The sequence below is a fragment of the Pseudomonas kribbensis genome (assembly GCF_003352185.1).
GTDB lineage: Bacteria > Pseudomonadota > Gammaproteobacteria > Pseudomonadales > Pseudomonadaceae > Aquipseudomonas > Aquipseudomonas kribbensis.
Genome location: NZ_CP029608.1, coordinates 5,788,007 through 5,802,668, shown reverse-complemented (window position 1 = coordinate 5,802,668; position 14,662 = coordinate 5,788,007). Strand labels below are relative to the sequence as shown.

Below are 14,662 nucleotides of genomic sequence, written 5' to 3'. Positions count from 1 at the left end.
TAGAGGATTACGCCATGTCAGCGGTCGGTAACCTGAAGCATGAATACGACAAGGTCAAAGTACGTCTGCACGGCCTGATCACGCGAGTGGAAATGGCCTGGATGAAGCTCATCAGCGAACTGGAACCCGAAGAGTTCCAGGCCATCATCAAGCTGCTCCAGCGTGGTCACGATCAGGCGCAGTACGTGCTGAAAAACGGCGAGTTGCCGGATGACGAGCCGGCCGTGCCGTGGGAGTTGTCCCACGGGTTGTCGATCCTGCGCATCGGCAACGCAACGCCGTTGCCGCAGTCCCCTGATCAACTGCAAACCAAAGTACTCAAGGACGGCACGCTGCTTGGCTGTCGCAAGTGGGAACTGCTGGATCTGCTGTGGAGCGAGGCGCTGCTCAAGTGGATCGAAAACCTGCGCCATCACGCGACCTTCGGCACGGACCCGGCGCTGGTGACCATGGATCGCGAAGTGACGTTGGCGATTGCCGGCGACTGGGGCACCGGGCCGTTCAACAGCCATGCGCCGGCGGTGTCGGTGGCCAACCAGATGCAACTGGCCAATGCCGACTTCACCATTCACCTGGGGGATGTCTATTACGCGGGCACTCACTCTCAGGAAGACACCGACATGTCCGGCTGGCCGATGGGCACCCACGGCTCGTTCACCCTCAATTCCAACCATGAGATGTACAGCGGCGCCCACGGTTACTTCAAGGAACTGGCCGCGCGGTTTCCGGGGCAGCAGGGCACCAGCTACTTTGCCCTGATCAACGACGACTGGCTGATTGTCGGGCTGGACACGGCCTATGCCTCGGACGTGTTGAACCTGTACATGGACGGCACGCTGAACGAACCGCAAATTGCTTGGATGAAGGGCTTGCCCAAACGCAAAAAACTGATGGTGCTCAGTCATCATCAGGGCTTCGATATCACCGGGCACAACAAGACTGCGCTGTATCAACCGGTGTGCGATGCACTGGGGCGCGAGCCGGATTACTGGTACTGGGGGCATCTGCACAACGGCATCGTCTATGCGACCCAGGGCGGTTTGCATGCGCGCTGCGCCGGGCACGGAGCGATTCCCTATGGCACCACCAGCGAGTTGAACGGGCATCCGCGGATACTGTTTTCCGAGACCCAGGACGCGAAGGATCCGGACTATCCGCTAAGGGTTTTGAACGGTTACGCGAAAATCAGGTTGGTGGGGGAGGAGATTTTCGAGGAGTTTATTGGCGAGGATGGATCGGTGAGGTGGAAAAGCTAGCTGCGAGCTACAAGCTACAAGCGGCGAGCTACAAGCCTTCTTGCCGCTTGTAGCTCGCCTCTTTTAGCTGCTTTTTATCCTTGGACTGGCACGCCTTTGAGGTACGGAGCAGGCTCGGCCCCGAGGTTGCTCAACATGCGCTCGCTGTACCAGTCGACGAAGTTGACCACGCCAAATTCATAGGTTTTGGAGTACGGCCCCGGCTGGTACGCGGTGGAGTTGATCCCGCGCTGGTTTTCTTCGGCCAGGCGACGGTCCTGATCGTTGGTCGCGTCCCACACCTTGCGCATGCGCTCGACGTCGTAATCCACGCCTTCCACGGCATCCTTGTGCACGATCCACTTGGTGGTGACCATGGTTTCCTGGGCGCTGATCGGCCACACGGTGAACACGATGATGTGGTCGCCCATGCAGTGGTTCCACGAGTGCGGCAGGTGCAGGATGCGCATCGAGCCCAGGTCCGGGTTCTTGATCCGGCCCATCAGCTTGGCGCAGCCCTGTTTGCCGTCCATGGTCATCGACACGGTGCCCTTGAGCAGCGGCATGCGCACGATGCGGTTGCGCAGGCCGAAACTGGCGTGGGCGTAAGGGATCTTTTCGGCTTCCCACGCGGCAGCAGACGCGGCGACGTGGTCCTTGAATGCCTGGTCGGCGCGCGGGTCGGTGACGTCGTCCCACTCCAGCAGGGTTTTCAGCAATTCCGGGTGCGAACCGTTGCAGTGGTAGCACTCGCGGTTGTTTTCCAGCACCAGTTTCCAGTTGGCCTTTTCCATCAAGGTGGTGGTAATCGCCACCTTGGTGTTCTCCATGTCGTAGGGTTCCATGTAGTGGTTCAGGGTCGACAGGAAGTCATCGATGGCCGGCGGGTTCTCCGCCAGGCTGATGAAGATGTAGCCGCCGGCCGTCTTCACGTTCACCGGTTTGAGGCCGTACTGCTTCATGTCGAAGTCGGCGCCCATTTCGGTGCCGGCGAACAGCAGACGACCGTCCAGTTCGTAGGTCCACTGGTGGTAGTGACAGACCAGTTTGGCGACCTTGCCCTTGTCGCTGGTGCACAGGCGCGAGCCACGGTGGCGGCAGACGTTGTGGAACGCGTGCACCACGCCTTCGGCGCCGCGAATGACGATGATCGGGTTCTTGCCGATCTGCAGGGTGATGTAGTTGCCCTTGGCCGGGATCTCGCAGGTCATGCCGGCGATCAACCACTCTTTCTGGAAGATCTCCTGCATGTCGATATCGAACAGGCGCTCGTCACTGTAGAACGGTTGCGGCAGCGAATAGGTGCGCTCGCGTTCCTGCAGCATTTGCGCGGTGGCCTTGCGTGCGGGTTCCAGCAGGTCGCCCAGGCTGAGTTTTGCGGTGTCCATCGATGAATTCCTCAAGGCCATCTGCGTGGCCGCGAAAGTGGCTGATCGGGTGTGCGGCTTAAGGGTGCAACGCAAGGTGTAAAGAATCTGTTTGTGTTGGGGCGAGTGTGGGGCCGGCGCAGGCAAGAACCTTATCCATGGGCGACATGGTGCAATCTGTTCCCGACGCGCAACCCCCGGTGGTTGGGGGCTGGTCGCGATAAGTATGTGAATGTCGCGGATAGGTAAACGGGCCGTTCGCGCTATACGCAGAATCGCCACATGAAGGCCGACAGTCGGCCGTGGAGAACAGCATGTCGAACAGCTTCCTGAATCCGGTCACCACCCAGACCTGGGCCAATGGCCGACACATCGTCCGTTGCGTCAAAGTCATCCAGGAAACCTGGGACGTGCGCACCTTCTGTTTCATGGCCGACCAGCCGATCCTGTTCTTCTTCAAGCCCGGGCAGTTCGTGACCCTGGAGCTGGAAATCGAAGGCCAGCCGATCATGCGTTCGTACACCATCTCCAGCTCGCCGTCGGTGCCATACAGCTTTTCGGTGACCATCAAGCGGGTGCCGGGGGGCAAGGTGTCCAACTGGCTGCACGACACGCTGCACGAAGGCCAGGAACTGGCGGTGCACGGCCCGGTCGGGCTGTTCAACGCCATCGACTTCCCGAGCCCGAAAGTGCTGTACCTCAGCGGCGGTGTCGGCATTACGCCAGTGATGTCCATGGCGCGCTGGTTCTACGACACCAACGGCAACGTCGACATGACGTTCATCCACAGCGCCCGCTCACCGAAAGACATCATTTACCACCGCGAGCTGGAACACATGGCGTCGCGGATCGACAACTTCAGCCTGCACCTGATCTGCGAGAAACACGGGCTGGGCGAGCCGTGGGCCGGCTATCGCGGCTACCTGAATCACAAGATGCTGGAACTGATGGTGCCGGACTTCCTCGAGCGCGAAGTGTTCTGCTGCGGCCCGACGCCGTACATGACGGCGGTCAAGCGTCTGCTGGAAAACGCCGGCTACGACATGAAGCGCTACCACGAGGAATCCTTTGGCGCCACGCCACCGGAAGCCCGCGCCGACGCGGTTGAACAGGCCGAACAGGCCGCCGAAGCACCGGAAATCCCGGTGGCGGATCTGCACCTGGTGGAGTTCACCTCGTCGGACAAGAGCATTCGCGTGGCCCCGGGCGAGACTGTGCATGCGGCAGCGGCCAAGGTCGGCCTGATGATCCCGAAAGCCTGCGGCATGGGGATCTGCGGGACGTGCAAGGTGCTCAAGCTGGGCGGCGAGGTGGAGATGGATCACAACGGCGGGATTACCGAGGACGACGAGGCGGAGGGGTACATTCTTTCTTGCTGCAGCGTGCCGAAGGGGGATGTGCGGATCGAGTACTGATGCAGGCATAAACCCTGTGGGAGCGAGCTCGTTCCCACAGGGTTTGTCGTTCAGTCGACAAACAAATCCGTCATCAACTTCGCATCACTCCCCGGTTCAAAGCGGTAATGATCGAACTCGGTCACGCCGCTCTCCCGCAAGATCTCCTCATCGATCAACAACCGCCCGGTAATCCGCCGTCCGCTGCTGCCCAGAATCACATGCGCCGCATCCGCCATGATCTGCGGCGTGCGCGCATGCTTGAACGACTCCCGGTTGCCCAGCTGAAACTCGATCGCCGCCGTGGCGATCATGGTCTGCGGCCACAGCGAATTGACACTGATCCCGTAGTTGGCGAATTCCTCGCTCATGCCCACAGTCAGCATGCTCATGCCGTACTTGGTTACGGTATAGGGGCTGTATTGCGCGAACCATTTATTGGCCATGTTCAACGGCGGTGACAGGTTGAGAATGTGTCCGGAGGACTTTTTCAAATAGGGCAAGGCCGCCTGGCTGCACAGCAGCACCGCGCGGGTGTTGATCTGGTGCATCAGGTCGAAGCGCTTGAGTTCGATGTGTTGCACACCGGTCAACTTGATCGCCCCGGCGTTGTTCACCAGTGCGTCGATCCCGCCGAAGTGTTCGTTGGCCTGAGCCAGCGCCTGACGCACGGCCTCTTCCTCGCGCACATCCAGTTGCAGGGCCAAAGCCTTGCCGCCGGCCGCTTCGACTTCCGCCGCGACACTGTGGATGGTGCCGGGCAACTTGGCGTGGGGTTCGGCGCTCTTGGCGGCGATCACGATATTGGCCCCGTCCCGCGCAGCCCGCAGCGCAATCTCGCGCCCGATGCCACGGCTGGCGCCAGTGATGAACAAGGTTTTGCCTTTTAGCGACATGCGCAAGCTCCTGCTTATTGTTATGTGAGCGATGGCTCGACAGACAATGTAGACCAAGTCTTCAGGTGCAAACGATGAGGGGCGATCGGGTGAGCTTTTGTGGGAGCGAGCCTGCTCGCGATGGCGGAGTGTCAGCTTGCATCCATGTTGGATGTGCTGGCCTCATCGCGAGCAGGCTCGCTCCCACAGGGGAGCTGTGCAAGCCGGGACTTTAGTGGGACATGACTTCGCGAATGTCGCGCGCCAGTTCACGCACGCGTTCTTCTTCTGTGTCCCACGAGCACATGAAGCGCGCGCCGCCCTTGCCGATGAAGGTGTAGAAGCGCCAGCCGCGAGCGGTCAGGGCGGCGATGGCCGGTTCCGAGAGTTGCAGGAACACGCCGTTGGCCTGGACCGGGAACATCAGTTCCACGCCCGGGATGTCGCTGACCAGTTCGGCCAGCAGTTGCGCGCAGTGGTTGGCATGGCGGGCATATTTGAGCCAGGCGTCGTTTTCCAGGATGCCGACCCACGGCGCCGACAGGAAACGCATCTTCGAGGCCAGTTGCCCGGCCTGTTTGCAGCGGTAGTCGAAGTCTTCGGCCAGTTTGTGGTTGAAGAACAGGATCGCCTCACCCACCGCCATGCCGTTCTTCGTGCCGCCGAAGCACAGCACGTCGACGCCGGCCTTCCAGGTCAGGTCCGCCGGCGAGCAGCCGAGGAATGCGCAGGCGTTGGAGAACCGCGCGCCGTCCATGTGCAGGTTCAGGCCCAGCTCCTTGCAGGTGTCGCTGATGGCGCGGACTTCTTCCGGGGTGTAGACGCTGCCGACTTCGGTGGCCTGGGTCAGGGTCACCACGCGTGGTTTCGGGTAGTGGATGTCCTGGCGCTTGAGCGCGACTTCGCGGATCGAGGCCGGGGTGATCTTGCCGTTTTCGGTGCCGGCGATCAGCAGTTTCGAGCCGTTGGAGAAGAACTCCGGTGCGCCGCATTCGTCGGTTTCGACGTGGGCGGTTTCCGAGCAGATCACGCTGTGGTAACTCTGGCACAGCGACGACAGCGCCAGCGAGTTGGCGGCGGTGCCGTTGAAAGCGAAGAATACTTCGCAGTCGGTCTCGAACAGCTTGCGGAAATAATCGGAGGCGCGTGCTGTCCACTCATCGTCGCCATAGGCGCGCTGGTGGCCGTGGTTGGCCTGTTCCATGGCAGCCCAGGCTTCGGGGCAGATACCGGAGTAGTTGTCGCTGGCGAATTGTTGGCTCTTGTCGGTCATGGCCGGCTTCCGTGATCGAGGCGCTTGTGGCGCTTCGTGGGGTCAATGATGGTGCGCACTGTACCGAAGATCATCCGGGGAGCACACGGGATGTCGCTGTCAGAACTTTACAAGGATGCGAGCCGATTATGCACCTGAGCCGGCGCGACGGCGCACTCGATCTGCTCAAGTGGCTGGCGCTGCTGAGCATGCTGCTCGATCACCTGCGATATGTCGGGATCAGCGCCGATTGGCTGTATGTACCGGGGCGGCTGGCGTTCCCGTGGTTCTGTCTGGTGATGGCGGCGAACCTGGCGCGGGACGGCGCGCGCAAGACCGAATGGCGCTATCTGGGCTGGTTGCTGCTGTTCAGTCTGTTCAGCGAGATTCCCTACCGTTTGTACATCCCCGATCCCGACACCTTGAACGTGATGCCCACGCTGGCGCTGGGTTTGCTGGTGGCGCGGGGTTGGCAGGATCGGGTACTGGTTTCGCGATTGCTGGCTGTCGGCGCCTTGCTGGTCGCCGCGTTGTTCCCGGAGCGACTGATGTTCGGTCTGTTCGGCGTCCTGCTGCCGCTGGCGACGTTGCTGGTGTTTCGCAAACCCTGGTATTTCAGCCTGCTGCCGGGGCTGGTGTGTCTGGCGGCGAATCAGTGGCAGGTGCTCTTCGAATCCGCGCAGTTCGGCAACCGTGTGGCGGTCCTCGGCATTGCGACCTGCCTGATCGCGCCACTGTCCGGAATGTTCCTGTTGCGACACGCCACTTACCTCCATGCGCCACCCCTGCGGCGCTGGGCGTATGCGCTCTATCCCGCGCATTTCCTCGTTCTTCTGGCCTTGCGCCAGCTGCTTGTTTGAGTCCGTCGCTGTCGCCATGTCGTAAACGCACCTTTGCGTGGCGTCCGTAGGCATTTGACCTCCCTGCGCCGGCCATACCATCGGCATCAAAGGGCACTGCCATCATTGCCAGTGCCTTACCGAGACGAATGGCGCACAGATGCCGCTGGGAGAGACGCGATGTTCAGCAAGCAAGACCGGATCCAGGGTTACGACGATGCACTGCTGGCGGCGATGAATGCCGAGGAGCAACGTCAGGAAGATCACATCGAGCTGATCGCGTCGGAGAACTACACCAGCAAACGCGTGATGGAAGCGCAAGGCAGCGGCCTGACCAACAAGTACGCCGAAGGTTATCCGGGCAAGCGCTACTACGGTGGCTGCGAGCACGTCGACAAGGTCGAAGCGCTGGCCATCGAACGCGCCAAGCAACTGTTCGGCGCCGATTATGCCAACGTCCAGCCGCACTCCGGTTCTTCGGCCAACAGCGCCGTGTACCTGGCACTGATCCAGGCAGGCGACACCATCCTCGGCATGAGCCTGGCCCACGGCGGTCACCTGACCCACGGCGCCAAAGTCTCGTCCTCGGGCAAGCTGTACAACGCCGTGCAGTACGGCATCGACACCAAGACCGGCCTGATCGATTACGACGAAGTCGAGCGTCTGGCCGTCGAGCACAAGCCGAAAATGATCGTTGCCGGTTTCTCGGCCTACTCGAAAACCCTCGACTTCCCGCGCTTCCGTCAGATCGCCGACAAGGTCGGTGCGCTGCTGTTCGTCGACATGGCCCACGTGGCCGGTCTGGTGGCTGCCGGTCTGTACCCGAACCCGCTGCCGTACGCCGACGTGGTCACTACCACCACCCACAAGACCCTGCGCGGTCCCCGTGGCGGCCTGATCCTGGCCAAGGCCAACGAAGAGATCGAGAAGAAGCTCAACGCCGCGGTATTCCCCGGCGCCCAGGGCGGCCCGCTGATGCACGTCATCGCCGGCAAGGCCGTGTGCTTCAAGGAAGCGCTGGAGCCTGGCTTCAAGGCCTATCAGCAACAAGTGATCGACAACGCCCAGGCGATGGCGAGCGTATTTATTAAACGTGGCTACGATGTAGTGTCCGGCGGCACCGACAACCATCTGTTCCTGGTCAGCCTGATCCGTCAGGGCCTCACCGGTAAAGACGCGGACGCCGCCCTTGGTCGCGCCCACATCACCGTCAACAAGAACGCCGTACCGAACGACCCGCAGTCGCCGTTCGTCACTTCCGGCCTGCGCATCGGCACCCCGGCGGTGACCACTCGCGGCTTCAAGGTGGCGCAGTGCGTGACACTGGCTGGCTGGATCTGCGACATCCTCGACAACCTCGGCGATGCCGATGTCGAGGCCAACGTCGCCCAGCAGGTTGCGGCCCTGTGCGCAGACTTCCCGGTTTATCGCTGAGCGTTCTGGAGTAAATGACTATGCAACGCTATTCGGGCTTCGGCCTCTTCAAGCACTCCCTCAGCCACCACGAAAACTGGCAGCGCATGTGGCGCACGCCGACCCCGAAAAAGGTCTACGACGTGGTCATCGTCGGCGGCGGCGGGCACGGTCTGGCGACTGCCTACTATCTGGCCAAAGAGCACGGCATCACCAATGTGGCCGTGGTCGAGAAGGGCTGGCTGGGCGGCGGTAACACCGCGCGCAACACCACCATCGTTCGCTCCAACTACCTGTGGGACGAGTCGGCGCACCTGTACGAACACGCGATGAAACTGTGGGAAGGCCTGTCTCAGGACCTGAACTACAACGTGATGTTCTCCCAGCGCGGCGTCTACAACCTGTGCCACACCCTGCAGGACATCCGTGATTCCGAGCGTCGGGTCAGCGCCAACCGCCTCAACGGCGTCGACGGCGAACTGCTCAACGCCAAGCAAGTCGCGGACGAAATTCCGTACCTCGACTGCTCGAAAAACACTCGCTACCCGGTGATGGGCGCAACCGTCCAGCGTCGCGGCGGGGTGGCCCGTCACGATGCCGTGGCGTGGGGCTTTGCCCGTGCCGCCGACGCCCTCGGCGTGGACCTGATCCAGCAGACCGAAGTGATCGGTTTCCGCAAGGAAAACGGTGTGTGCATCGGCGTTGAAACCAACAAGGGCTTCATCGGTGCCAAGCGCGTCGGCGTGGTCACCGCCGGTAACTCCGGACACATGGCCAAACTCGCCGGTTTCCGTCTGCCGATCGAATCCCACCCGCTGCAGGCACTGGTGTCCGAGCCGATCAAACCGATTATCGACAGCGTGATCATGTCCAACGCCGTGCACGGTTACATCAGCCAGTCCGACAAGGGCGACCTGGTGATCGGCGCTGGTATCGACGGCTACAACGGCTACGGCCAGCGCGGTTCGTACCCGGTGATCGAGCACACCATCCAGGCCATCGTCGAGATGTTCCCGGTGCTGTCGCGGGTACGCATGAACCGTCAGTGGGGCGGCATCGTCGACACCACGCCGGACGCCTGCCCGATCATTTCGAAAACCCCGGTCCCGAACATGTTCTTCAACTGCGGTTGGGGCACCGGTGGCTTCAAGGCCACACCGGGTTCGGGCAACGTGTTTGCCGCGAGTCTGGCCAAGGGTGAAATGCACCCGTTGGCTGCACCTTTCTCCATCGACCGTTTCCACAACGGTGCGTTGATCGACGAACACGGCGCTGCGGCTGTCGCCCACTAACAGGAGAAATCCCATGTTGCATATCTTCTGTCCTCACTGCGGCGAACTGCGCTCCGAAGAGGAATTCCACGCATCCGGCCAGGCGCACATCCCGCGTCCGCTGGACCCGAACAGCTGCACCGACGAGGAGTGGGGCGACTACATGTTCTTCCGCGACAATCCGCGCGGTCTGCACCACGAGTTGTGGGATCACGTCGCCGGTTGCCGCCAGTACTTCAACGTCACCCGCGACACCGTGACCTACGAGATTCTCGAAACCTACAAGATCGGCACCAAGCCGCAATTCACCGACAAGGCTGACCCTGCGAAAACAGCCACGCCGGCGCTGGGAGAGAAGGTATGAGCCAGACCAATCGCCTGTCCAACGGTGGACGGATCGACCGCAACAAAGTGCTGAGCTTCACCTTCAACGGTCAGAGCTACAAAGGCTTCGAGGGCGATTCGCTGGCCTCGGCGCTGATCGCCAACGGCGTCGACATCATCGGCCGCAGCTTCAAGTATTCGCGCCCTCGCGGCATCTTCGCCGCCGGTGCCGAAGAGCCGAATGCGGTATTGCAGATCGGTGCCACCGAAGCCACCCAGATTCCTAACGTGCGGGCCACGCAACAGGCGCTGTACCAAGGCCTGGTCGCCACCAGCACCAACGGTTGGCCGAGCGTAAACAACGACATGATGGGGATTCTCGGCAAGGTCGGCGGCAAGCTGATGCCGCCGGGTTTCTACTACAAAACCTTCATGTATCCGCAATCGTTCTGGATGACTTACGAGAAGTACATTCGTAAGGCCGCAGGTCTTGGCCGCTCGCCGACCGAAGTCGATCCGGACACCTACGACTACATGAACCAGCACTGCGATGTGCTGATCGTCGGCGCCGGCCCGGCCGGTCTGGCCGCTGCCCTGGCGGCTGCGCGCAGCGGTGCCCGGGTGATCATCGCCGATGAACAGGAAGAGTTCGGCGGCAGCCTGCTCGACTCCCGCGAAAGTCTCGACGGCAAGCCAGCCGTGGAGTGGGTCGCCAGTGTGGTTGCCGAATTGAAGAACACTCCGGACGTGCTGCTGTTGCCGCGCGCCACGGTCAACGGTTACCACGACCATAACTTCCTGACCATTCACGAGCGTCTCACCGATCACCTCGGCGACCGCGCGCCAATCGGTCAGGTGCGCCAGCGCATCCACCGTGTCCGCGCCAAGCGCGTGGTGCTGGCGACCGGCGCTCACGAGCGTCCGCTGGTCTACGGCAACAACGACGTGCCGGGCAACATGCTCGCCGGTGCCGTCTCGACTTACGTGCGCCGTTACGGCGTGGCGCCGGGCAAGAAGCTGGTGCTGACCACCAACAACGATCACGCCTATCGCGTGGCGCTGGACTGGCTCGACGCCAGCCTGCAAGTGGTGGCCATCGCCGATGCCCGCAGCAATCCGCGTGGCGCATTGGTTGAAGAAGCGCGCGCCAAAGGCATTCGTATCCTCACCGGCAGCGCCGTGATCGAGGCCCGTGGCAGCAAGCGTGTGACCGCTGCCCGCGTGGCCGCCATCGATGTGAAAGGCCATGCCGTGACCAGTCCTGGCGAATGGCTGGACTGCGACGTGATCGCCAGCTCTGGCGGCTACAGCCCGGTGGTGCACCTGGCTTCGCACCTGGGCGGCAAGCCGATCTGGCGCGAAGACATCCTCGGTTTCGTACCGGGCGAAGCACCGCAGAAACGCGTGTGCGTCGGCGGCATCAACGGCGTCTACGGTCTCGGCGACTCCCTCGCAGACGGTTTTGAAGGTGGCGTGCGCGCCGCAGCCGAAGCTGGTTTCCAGACCGTCGAAGGTGTATTGCCGAAGGCTCTGAGCCGCTACGAAGAACCAACGCTGGCGCTGTTCCAGGTGCCGCACGAGAAGGGCACTTCCCGGGCACCGAAGCAATTCGTCGACCTGCAGAACGACGTCACCGCCGCCGCCATCGAACTGGCGACCCGCGAAGGTTTCGAGTCGGTCGAGCACGTCAAACGCTACACCGCACTGGGCTTCGGTACCGATCAGGGCAAGCTCGGCAACGTCAACGGTCTGGCCATCGCCGCCCGTTCGCTGAACGTGACCATCCCGCAGATGGGCACCACGATGTTTCGTCCGAACTACACGCCGGTGACGTTTGGCGCCGTAGCGGGCCGTCACTGCGGACACATCTTCGAACCTGTGCGCTACACCGCACTGCATCAATGGCACCTGAAAAACGGCGCCGAGTTCGAAGACGTCGGCCAGTGGAAACGTCCGTGGTACTTCCCGAAAAACGGCGAAGATATGCATGCCGCGGTCAAACGCGAGTGCAAGGCTGTGCGCGACAGCGTTGGCCTGCTGGACGCTTCGACCCTGGGCAAAATCGACATCCAGGGCCCGGACGCCCGTGAGTTCCTCAACCGCGTGTACACCAACGCCTGGACCAAGCTCGATGTGGGCAAGGCCCGTTACGGCCTGATGTGCAAGGAAGACGGCATGGTCTTCGACGACGGTGTGACGGCGTGTCTGGCCGACAACCATTTCGTCATGACCACCACCACCGGCGGCGCGGCTCGTGTACTGCAGTGGCTGGAGCTGTACCACCAGACCGAATGGCCGGAAATGAAGGTGTACTTCACCTCCGTCACCGACCACTGGGCGACCATGACCCTGTCCGGCCCGAACAGCCGCAAGCTGCTCAGCGCCGTGACCGACATCGATCTGGCCAACGAAGCGTTCCCGTTCATGACCTGGAAAGAAGGTCTGGTCGGCGGTGTGCCGGCGCGGGTGTTCCGCATCTCGTTCACCGGTGAGCTGTCGTACGAAGTCAACGTCCAGGCCGACTATGCGATGGGCGTGCTGGAAAAAATCGTCGAGGCCGGCAAGCAGTACAACCTGACTCCGTACGGCACCGAAACCATGCACGTGCTGCGGGCCGAGAAGGGTTTCATCATCGTCGGCCAGGACACCGACGGCTCGATGACCCCGGACGACCTGAACATGGGCTGGTGTGTCGGTCGCACCAAACCGTTCTCGTGGATCGGCCAGCGCGGCATGAACCGTGAAGACTGCGTGCGTGATCAGCGCAAGCAACTGGTGGGCCTGAAGCCGATCGATCCGAACTTGTGGCTGCCGGAAGGCGCGCAACTGGTGTTCAACACCAAGCAGACGATCCCGATGACCATGGTCGGCCACGTGACCTCCAGCTACGCGCACAACTCCCTCGGTTATTCGTTTGCCATGGGCGTGGTGAAGGGCGGTCTGAAGCGTCTGGGCGAGCGGGTGTTCGCACCGCTGGCGGACGGCAGCGTGATCGAGGCGGAAATCGTTTCTTCGGTGTTCTTCGATCCGAAAGGCGATCGCCAGAACATCTAATTGAGCGCTCCCGCGCCTGGCGCGGGAGCGGCACAGAATTCAGGAAGGGTGCTTTATGACCGCAGCCAACGTGTACCAACAACGCCCGACCACCGGGGCCAAGGCCGAGTCGTCGCTGCATCACGCCGACCTCGCCAGCCTGGTGGGCAAGGGCCGCAAAAGCGCCGGTGTCACCGTGCGCGAGAAGAAACTTCTTGGCCATCTGACCATTCGTGGCGACGGCCACGATGCCGCGTTCGCCGCCGGTGTGCACAAGGCCCTGGGCATCGAGTTGCCGGGTGCCCTGAGCGTGATCGTCAAAGGTGAAACCAGCCTGCAGTGGATGGGCCCGGACGAGTGGCTGCTGATCGTGCCGAGCGGCGAGGAGTTCGCTGCCGAGCAGAAACTGCGCGAAGCGCTGGGCGATCTGCACATCGCAATCGTCAACGTCAGCGGCGGCCAGCAGGTGCTCGAACTGAGCGGCCCGAACGTGCGTCAGGTGCTGATGAAGTCCACCAGCTATGACGTGCACCCGAACAACTTCCCGGTCGGCAAGGCCGTGGGCACGGTGTTCGCCAAGTCGCAACTGATGATTCGCCACACCGCCGAAGACACCTGGGAACTGCTGATTCGTCGCAGTTTCTCGGATTACTGGTGGTTGTGGTTACAGGATGCGTCCGCCGAATACGGCCTTGGCGTTCAGGCGTAATGATCGTTCCCACGCTGTGCGTGGGGACGAGTAGAGGAGAAAAACAACAATGAGCCGCGCCCCGGATACATGGATTCTGACCGCCGACTGCCCCAGCGTTCTCGGCACCGTGGACGCGGTGACGCGTTTTCTGTTCGAGCAGGGCTGTTACGTCACCGAACACCACTCGTTCGATGACCGGCTCTCGGGCCGGTTCTTCATTCGCGTGGAATTCCGCCAGCCCGACGGTTTTGACGAGCAATCCTTCCGCGCCGGCCTCGCCGAACGTGGTCAGGCGTTCGGCATGATCTTCGAGCTGACCGCGCCGAACTACCGGCCGAAAGTGGTGATCATGGTCTCCAAGGCCGATCACTGCCTCAACGACTTGCTCTACCGCCAGCGCATAGGCCAGTTGTCGATGGACGTGGCGGCGGTGGTGTCGAACCACCCGGACCTCAAGCCGCTGGCCGACTGGCACCAGATTCCCTACTTCCATTTCCCCCTAGACCCCAATGACAAACCGGCCCAGGAGCGGCAGGTGTGGCAGGTGATCGAGGAGGCCGGCGCCGAACTGGTGATCCTCGCCCGTTACATGCAGGTGCTGTCGCCGGAGCTGTGCCGCAAGCTCGATGGCAAGGCGATCAACATTCACCACTCGCTGCTGCCGGGCTTCAAGGGCGCCAAGCCATATCATCAGGCCTACAACAAGGGCGTGAAACTGGTGGGCGCCACCGCGCACTACATCAACAACGACCTCGACGAGGGGCCGATCATCGCCCAGGGCGTCGAGGCGGTGGATCACAGTCATTACCCCGAAGACCTGATTGCCAAGGGCCGCGACATCGAAGGTCTGACCCTGGCCCGGGCCGTGGGATATCACATTGAGCGGCGGGTGTTCCTGAACGCCAACCGCACCGTCGTTCTTTAAGTCATAACAACGCAAGACCAACAAGCAATAACCCGAGCACTTA

Annotated in this window: 12 protein-coding genes; 9 read left to right on the top strand and 3 right to left on the bottom strand. The window is 61.9% G+C overall.

The window, feature by feature from the left end; all coding sequences use genetic code 11:
* The first annotated feature begins 14 nt into the window (after positions 1 to 14).
* Positions 15 to 1,256, top strand: a complete 1,242-nt coding sequence (locus tag DLD99_RS26605) for a metallophosphoesterase family protein (RefSeq protein ID WP_114885987.1) — start codon at positions 15 to 17, stop codon at positions 1,254 to 1,256.
* 74 nt (positions 1,257 to 1,330) lie between these two features.
* Here the strand turns inward: DLD99_RS26605 and gbcA are convergent, their stop codons facing one another.
* Complete coding sequence (gene gbcA, locus DLD99_RS26600; protein WP_114885985.1) at positions 1,331 to 2,623, bottom strand: glycine-betaine demethylase subunit GbcA; 1,293 nt, start codon at positions 2,621 to 2,623, stop codon at positions 1,331 to 1,333.
* A 293-nt stretch (positions 2,624 to 2,916) separates the two neighbouring features.
* On the opposite strand from gbcA, the gene gbcB reads away from it, so the two are divergent.
* On the top strand, positions 2,917 to 4,017 hold the full coding sequence (gene gbcB, locus DLD99_RS26595) for a glycine-betaine demethylase subunit GbcB (protein ID WP_085709156.1): 1,101 nt from the start codon (positions 2,917 to 2,919) through the stop codon (positions 4,015 to 4,017).
* 50 nt (positions 4,018 to 4,067) lie between these two features.
* Here the strand turns inward: gbcB and DLD99_RS26590 are convergent, their stop codons facing one another.
* Both DLD99_RS26590 and DLD99_RS26585 read right to left on the bottom strand, forming a co-directional pair.
* Positions 4,068 to 4,892 carry an SDR family oxidoreductase gene (locus DLD99_RS26590; RefSeq protein ID WP_114885983.1) on the bottom strand — a complete coding sequence of 275 codons (825 nt, stop codon included), beginning with the start codon at positions 4,890 to 4,892 and terminating at the stop codon, positions 4,068 to 4,070.
* A gap of 211 nt (positions 4,893 to 5,103) precedes the next feature.
* Positions 5,104 to 6,144 (bottom strand): threonine aldolase family protein, encoded by a 1,041-nt coding sequence (locus DLD99_RS26585; protein WP_114885981.1) that lies wholly within the window; start codon positions 6,142 to 6,144, stop codon positions 5,104 to 5,106.
* Positions 6,145 to 6,272: 128 nt separating this feature from the next.
* On the opposite strand from DLD99_RS26585, the gene DLD99_RS26580 reads away from it, so the two are divergent.
* The 7 genes from DLD99_RS26580 (at position 6,273) to purU (ending at position 14,619) form a co-directional block, all read left to right on the top strand.
* Complete coding sequence (locus DLD99_RS26580) at positions 6,273 to 6,983, top strand: TraX family protein (RefSeq protein WP_114885979.1); 711 nt, start codon at positions 6,273 to 6,275, stop codon at positions 6,981 to 6,983.
* A 159-nt stretch (positions 6,984 to 7,142) separates the two neighbouring features.
* A complete protein-coding gene (gene glyA, locus DLD99_RS26575) occupies positions 7,143 to 8,396 on the top strand; it encodes a serine hydroxymethyltransferase (protein ID WP_114885977.1) in 1,254 nt (417 codons plus the stop codon).
* A 20-nt stretch (positions 8,397 to 8,416) separates the two neighbouring features.
* Positions 8,417 to 9,667 carry a sarcosine oxidase subunit beta gene (locus DLD99_RS26570; protein ID WP_003206307.1) on the top strand — a complete coding sequence of 417 codons (1,251 nt, stop codon included), beginning with the start codon at positions 8,417 to 8,419 and terminating at the stop codon, positions 9,665 to 9,667.
* A gap of 13 nt (positions 9,668 to 9,680) precedes the next feature.
* A complete protein-coding gene (locus DLD99_RS26565; protein ID WP_085709160.1) occupies positions 9,681 to 10,010 on the top strand; it encodes a sarcosine oxidase subunit delta in 330 nt (109 codons plus the stop codon).
* Positions 10,007 to 13,024, top strand: coding sequence for a sarcosine oxidase subunit alpha (locus DLD99_RS26560; RefSeq protein WP_114885975.1), 3,018 nt, complete (start codon positions 10,007 to 10,009; stop codon positions 13,022 to 13,024). The genes DLD99_RS26565 and DLD99_RS26560 overlap by 4 nt, the downstream gene beginning before the upstream one ends.
* A gap of 55 nt (positions 13,025 to 13,079) precedes the next feature.
* Positions 13,080 to 13,712, top strand: coding sequence for a sarcosine oxidase subunit gamma (locus tag DLD99_RS26555; protein WP_114885973.1), 633 nt, complete (start codon positions 13,080 to 13,082; stop codon positions 13,710 to 13,712).
* A gap of 49 nt (positions 13,713 to 13,761) precedes the next feature.
* Positions 13,762 to 14,619 carry a formyltetrahydrofolate deformylase gene (gene purU, locus DLD99_RS26550; RefSeq protein WP_114885971.1) on the top strand — a complete coding sequence of 286 codons (858 nt, stop codon included), beginning with the start codon at positions 13,762 to 13,764 and terminating at the stop codon, positions 14,617 to 14,619.
* Positions 14,620 to 14,662: the final 43 nt, after the last annotated feature.

What these genes read in the sequence shown, in the direction of transcription:
- DLD99_RS26590 (WP_114885983.1), bottom strand. Translation starts at nt 4,892, where the DNA reads ATGTCGCTAAAAGGCAAAACCTTGTTCATCACTGGCGCCAGCCGTGGC.
- DLD99_RS26580 (WP_114885979.1), top strand. Translation starts at nt 6,273, where the DNA reads ATGCACCTGAGCCGGCGCGACGGCGCACTCGATCTGCTCAAGTGGCTG.
- purU (WP_114885971.1), top strand. Translation starts at nt 13,762, where the DNA reads ATGAGCCGCGCCCCGGATACATGGATTCTGACCGCCGACTGCCCCAGC.
- gbcA (WP_114885985.1), bottom strand. Translation starts at nt 2,623, where the DNA reads ATGGACACCGCAAAACTCAGCCTGGGCGACCTGCTGGAACCCGCACGC.
- DLD99_RS26560 (WP_114885975.1), top strand. Translation starts at nt 10,007, where the DNA reads ATGAGCCAGACCAATCGCCTGTCCAACGGTGGACGGATCGACCGCAAC.
- DLD99_RS26565 (WP_085709160.1), top strand. Translation starts at nt 9,681, where the DNA reads ATGTTGCATATCTTCTGTCCTCACTGCGGCGAACTGCGCTCCGAAGAG.
- DLD99_RS26555 (WP_114885973.1), top strand. Translation starts at nt 13,080, where the DNA reads ATGACCGCAGCCAACGTGTACCAACAACGCCCGACCACCGGGGCCAAG.
- DLD99_RS26585 (WP_114885981.1), bottom strand. Translation starts at nt 6,144, where the DNA reads ATGACCGACAAGAGCCAACAATTCGCCAGCGACAACTACTCCGGTATC.
- DLD99_RS26570 (WP_003206307.1), top strand. Translation starts at nt 8,417, where the DNA reads ATGCAACGCTATTCGGGCTTCGGCCTCTTCAAGCACTCCCTCAGCCAC.
- glyA (WP_114885977.1), top strand. Translation starts at nt 7,143, where the DNA reads ATGTTCAGCAAGCAAGACCGGATCCAGGGTTACGACGATGCACTGCTG.
- DLD99_RS26605 (WP_114885987.1), top strand. Translation starts at nt 15, where the DNA reads ATGTCAGCGGTCGGTAACCTGAAGCATGAATACGACAAGGTCAAAGTA.
- gbcB (WP_085709156.1), top strand. Translation starts at nt 2,917, where the DNA reads ATGTCGAACAGCTTCCTGAATCCGGTCACCACCCAGACCTGGGCCAAT.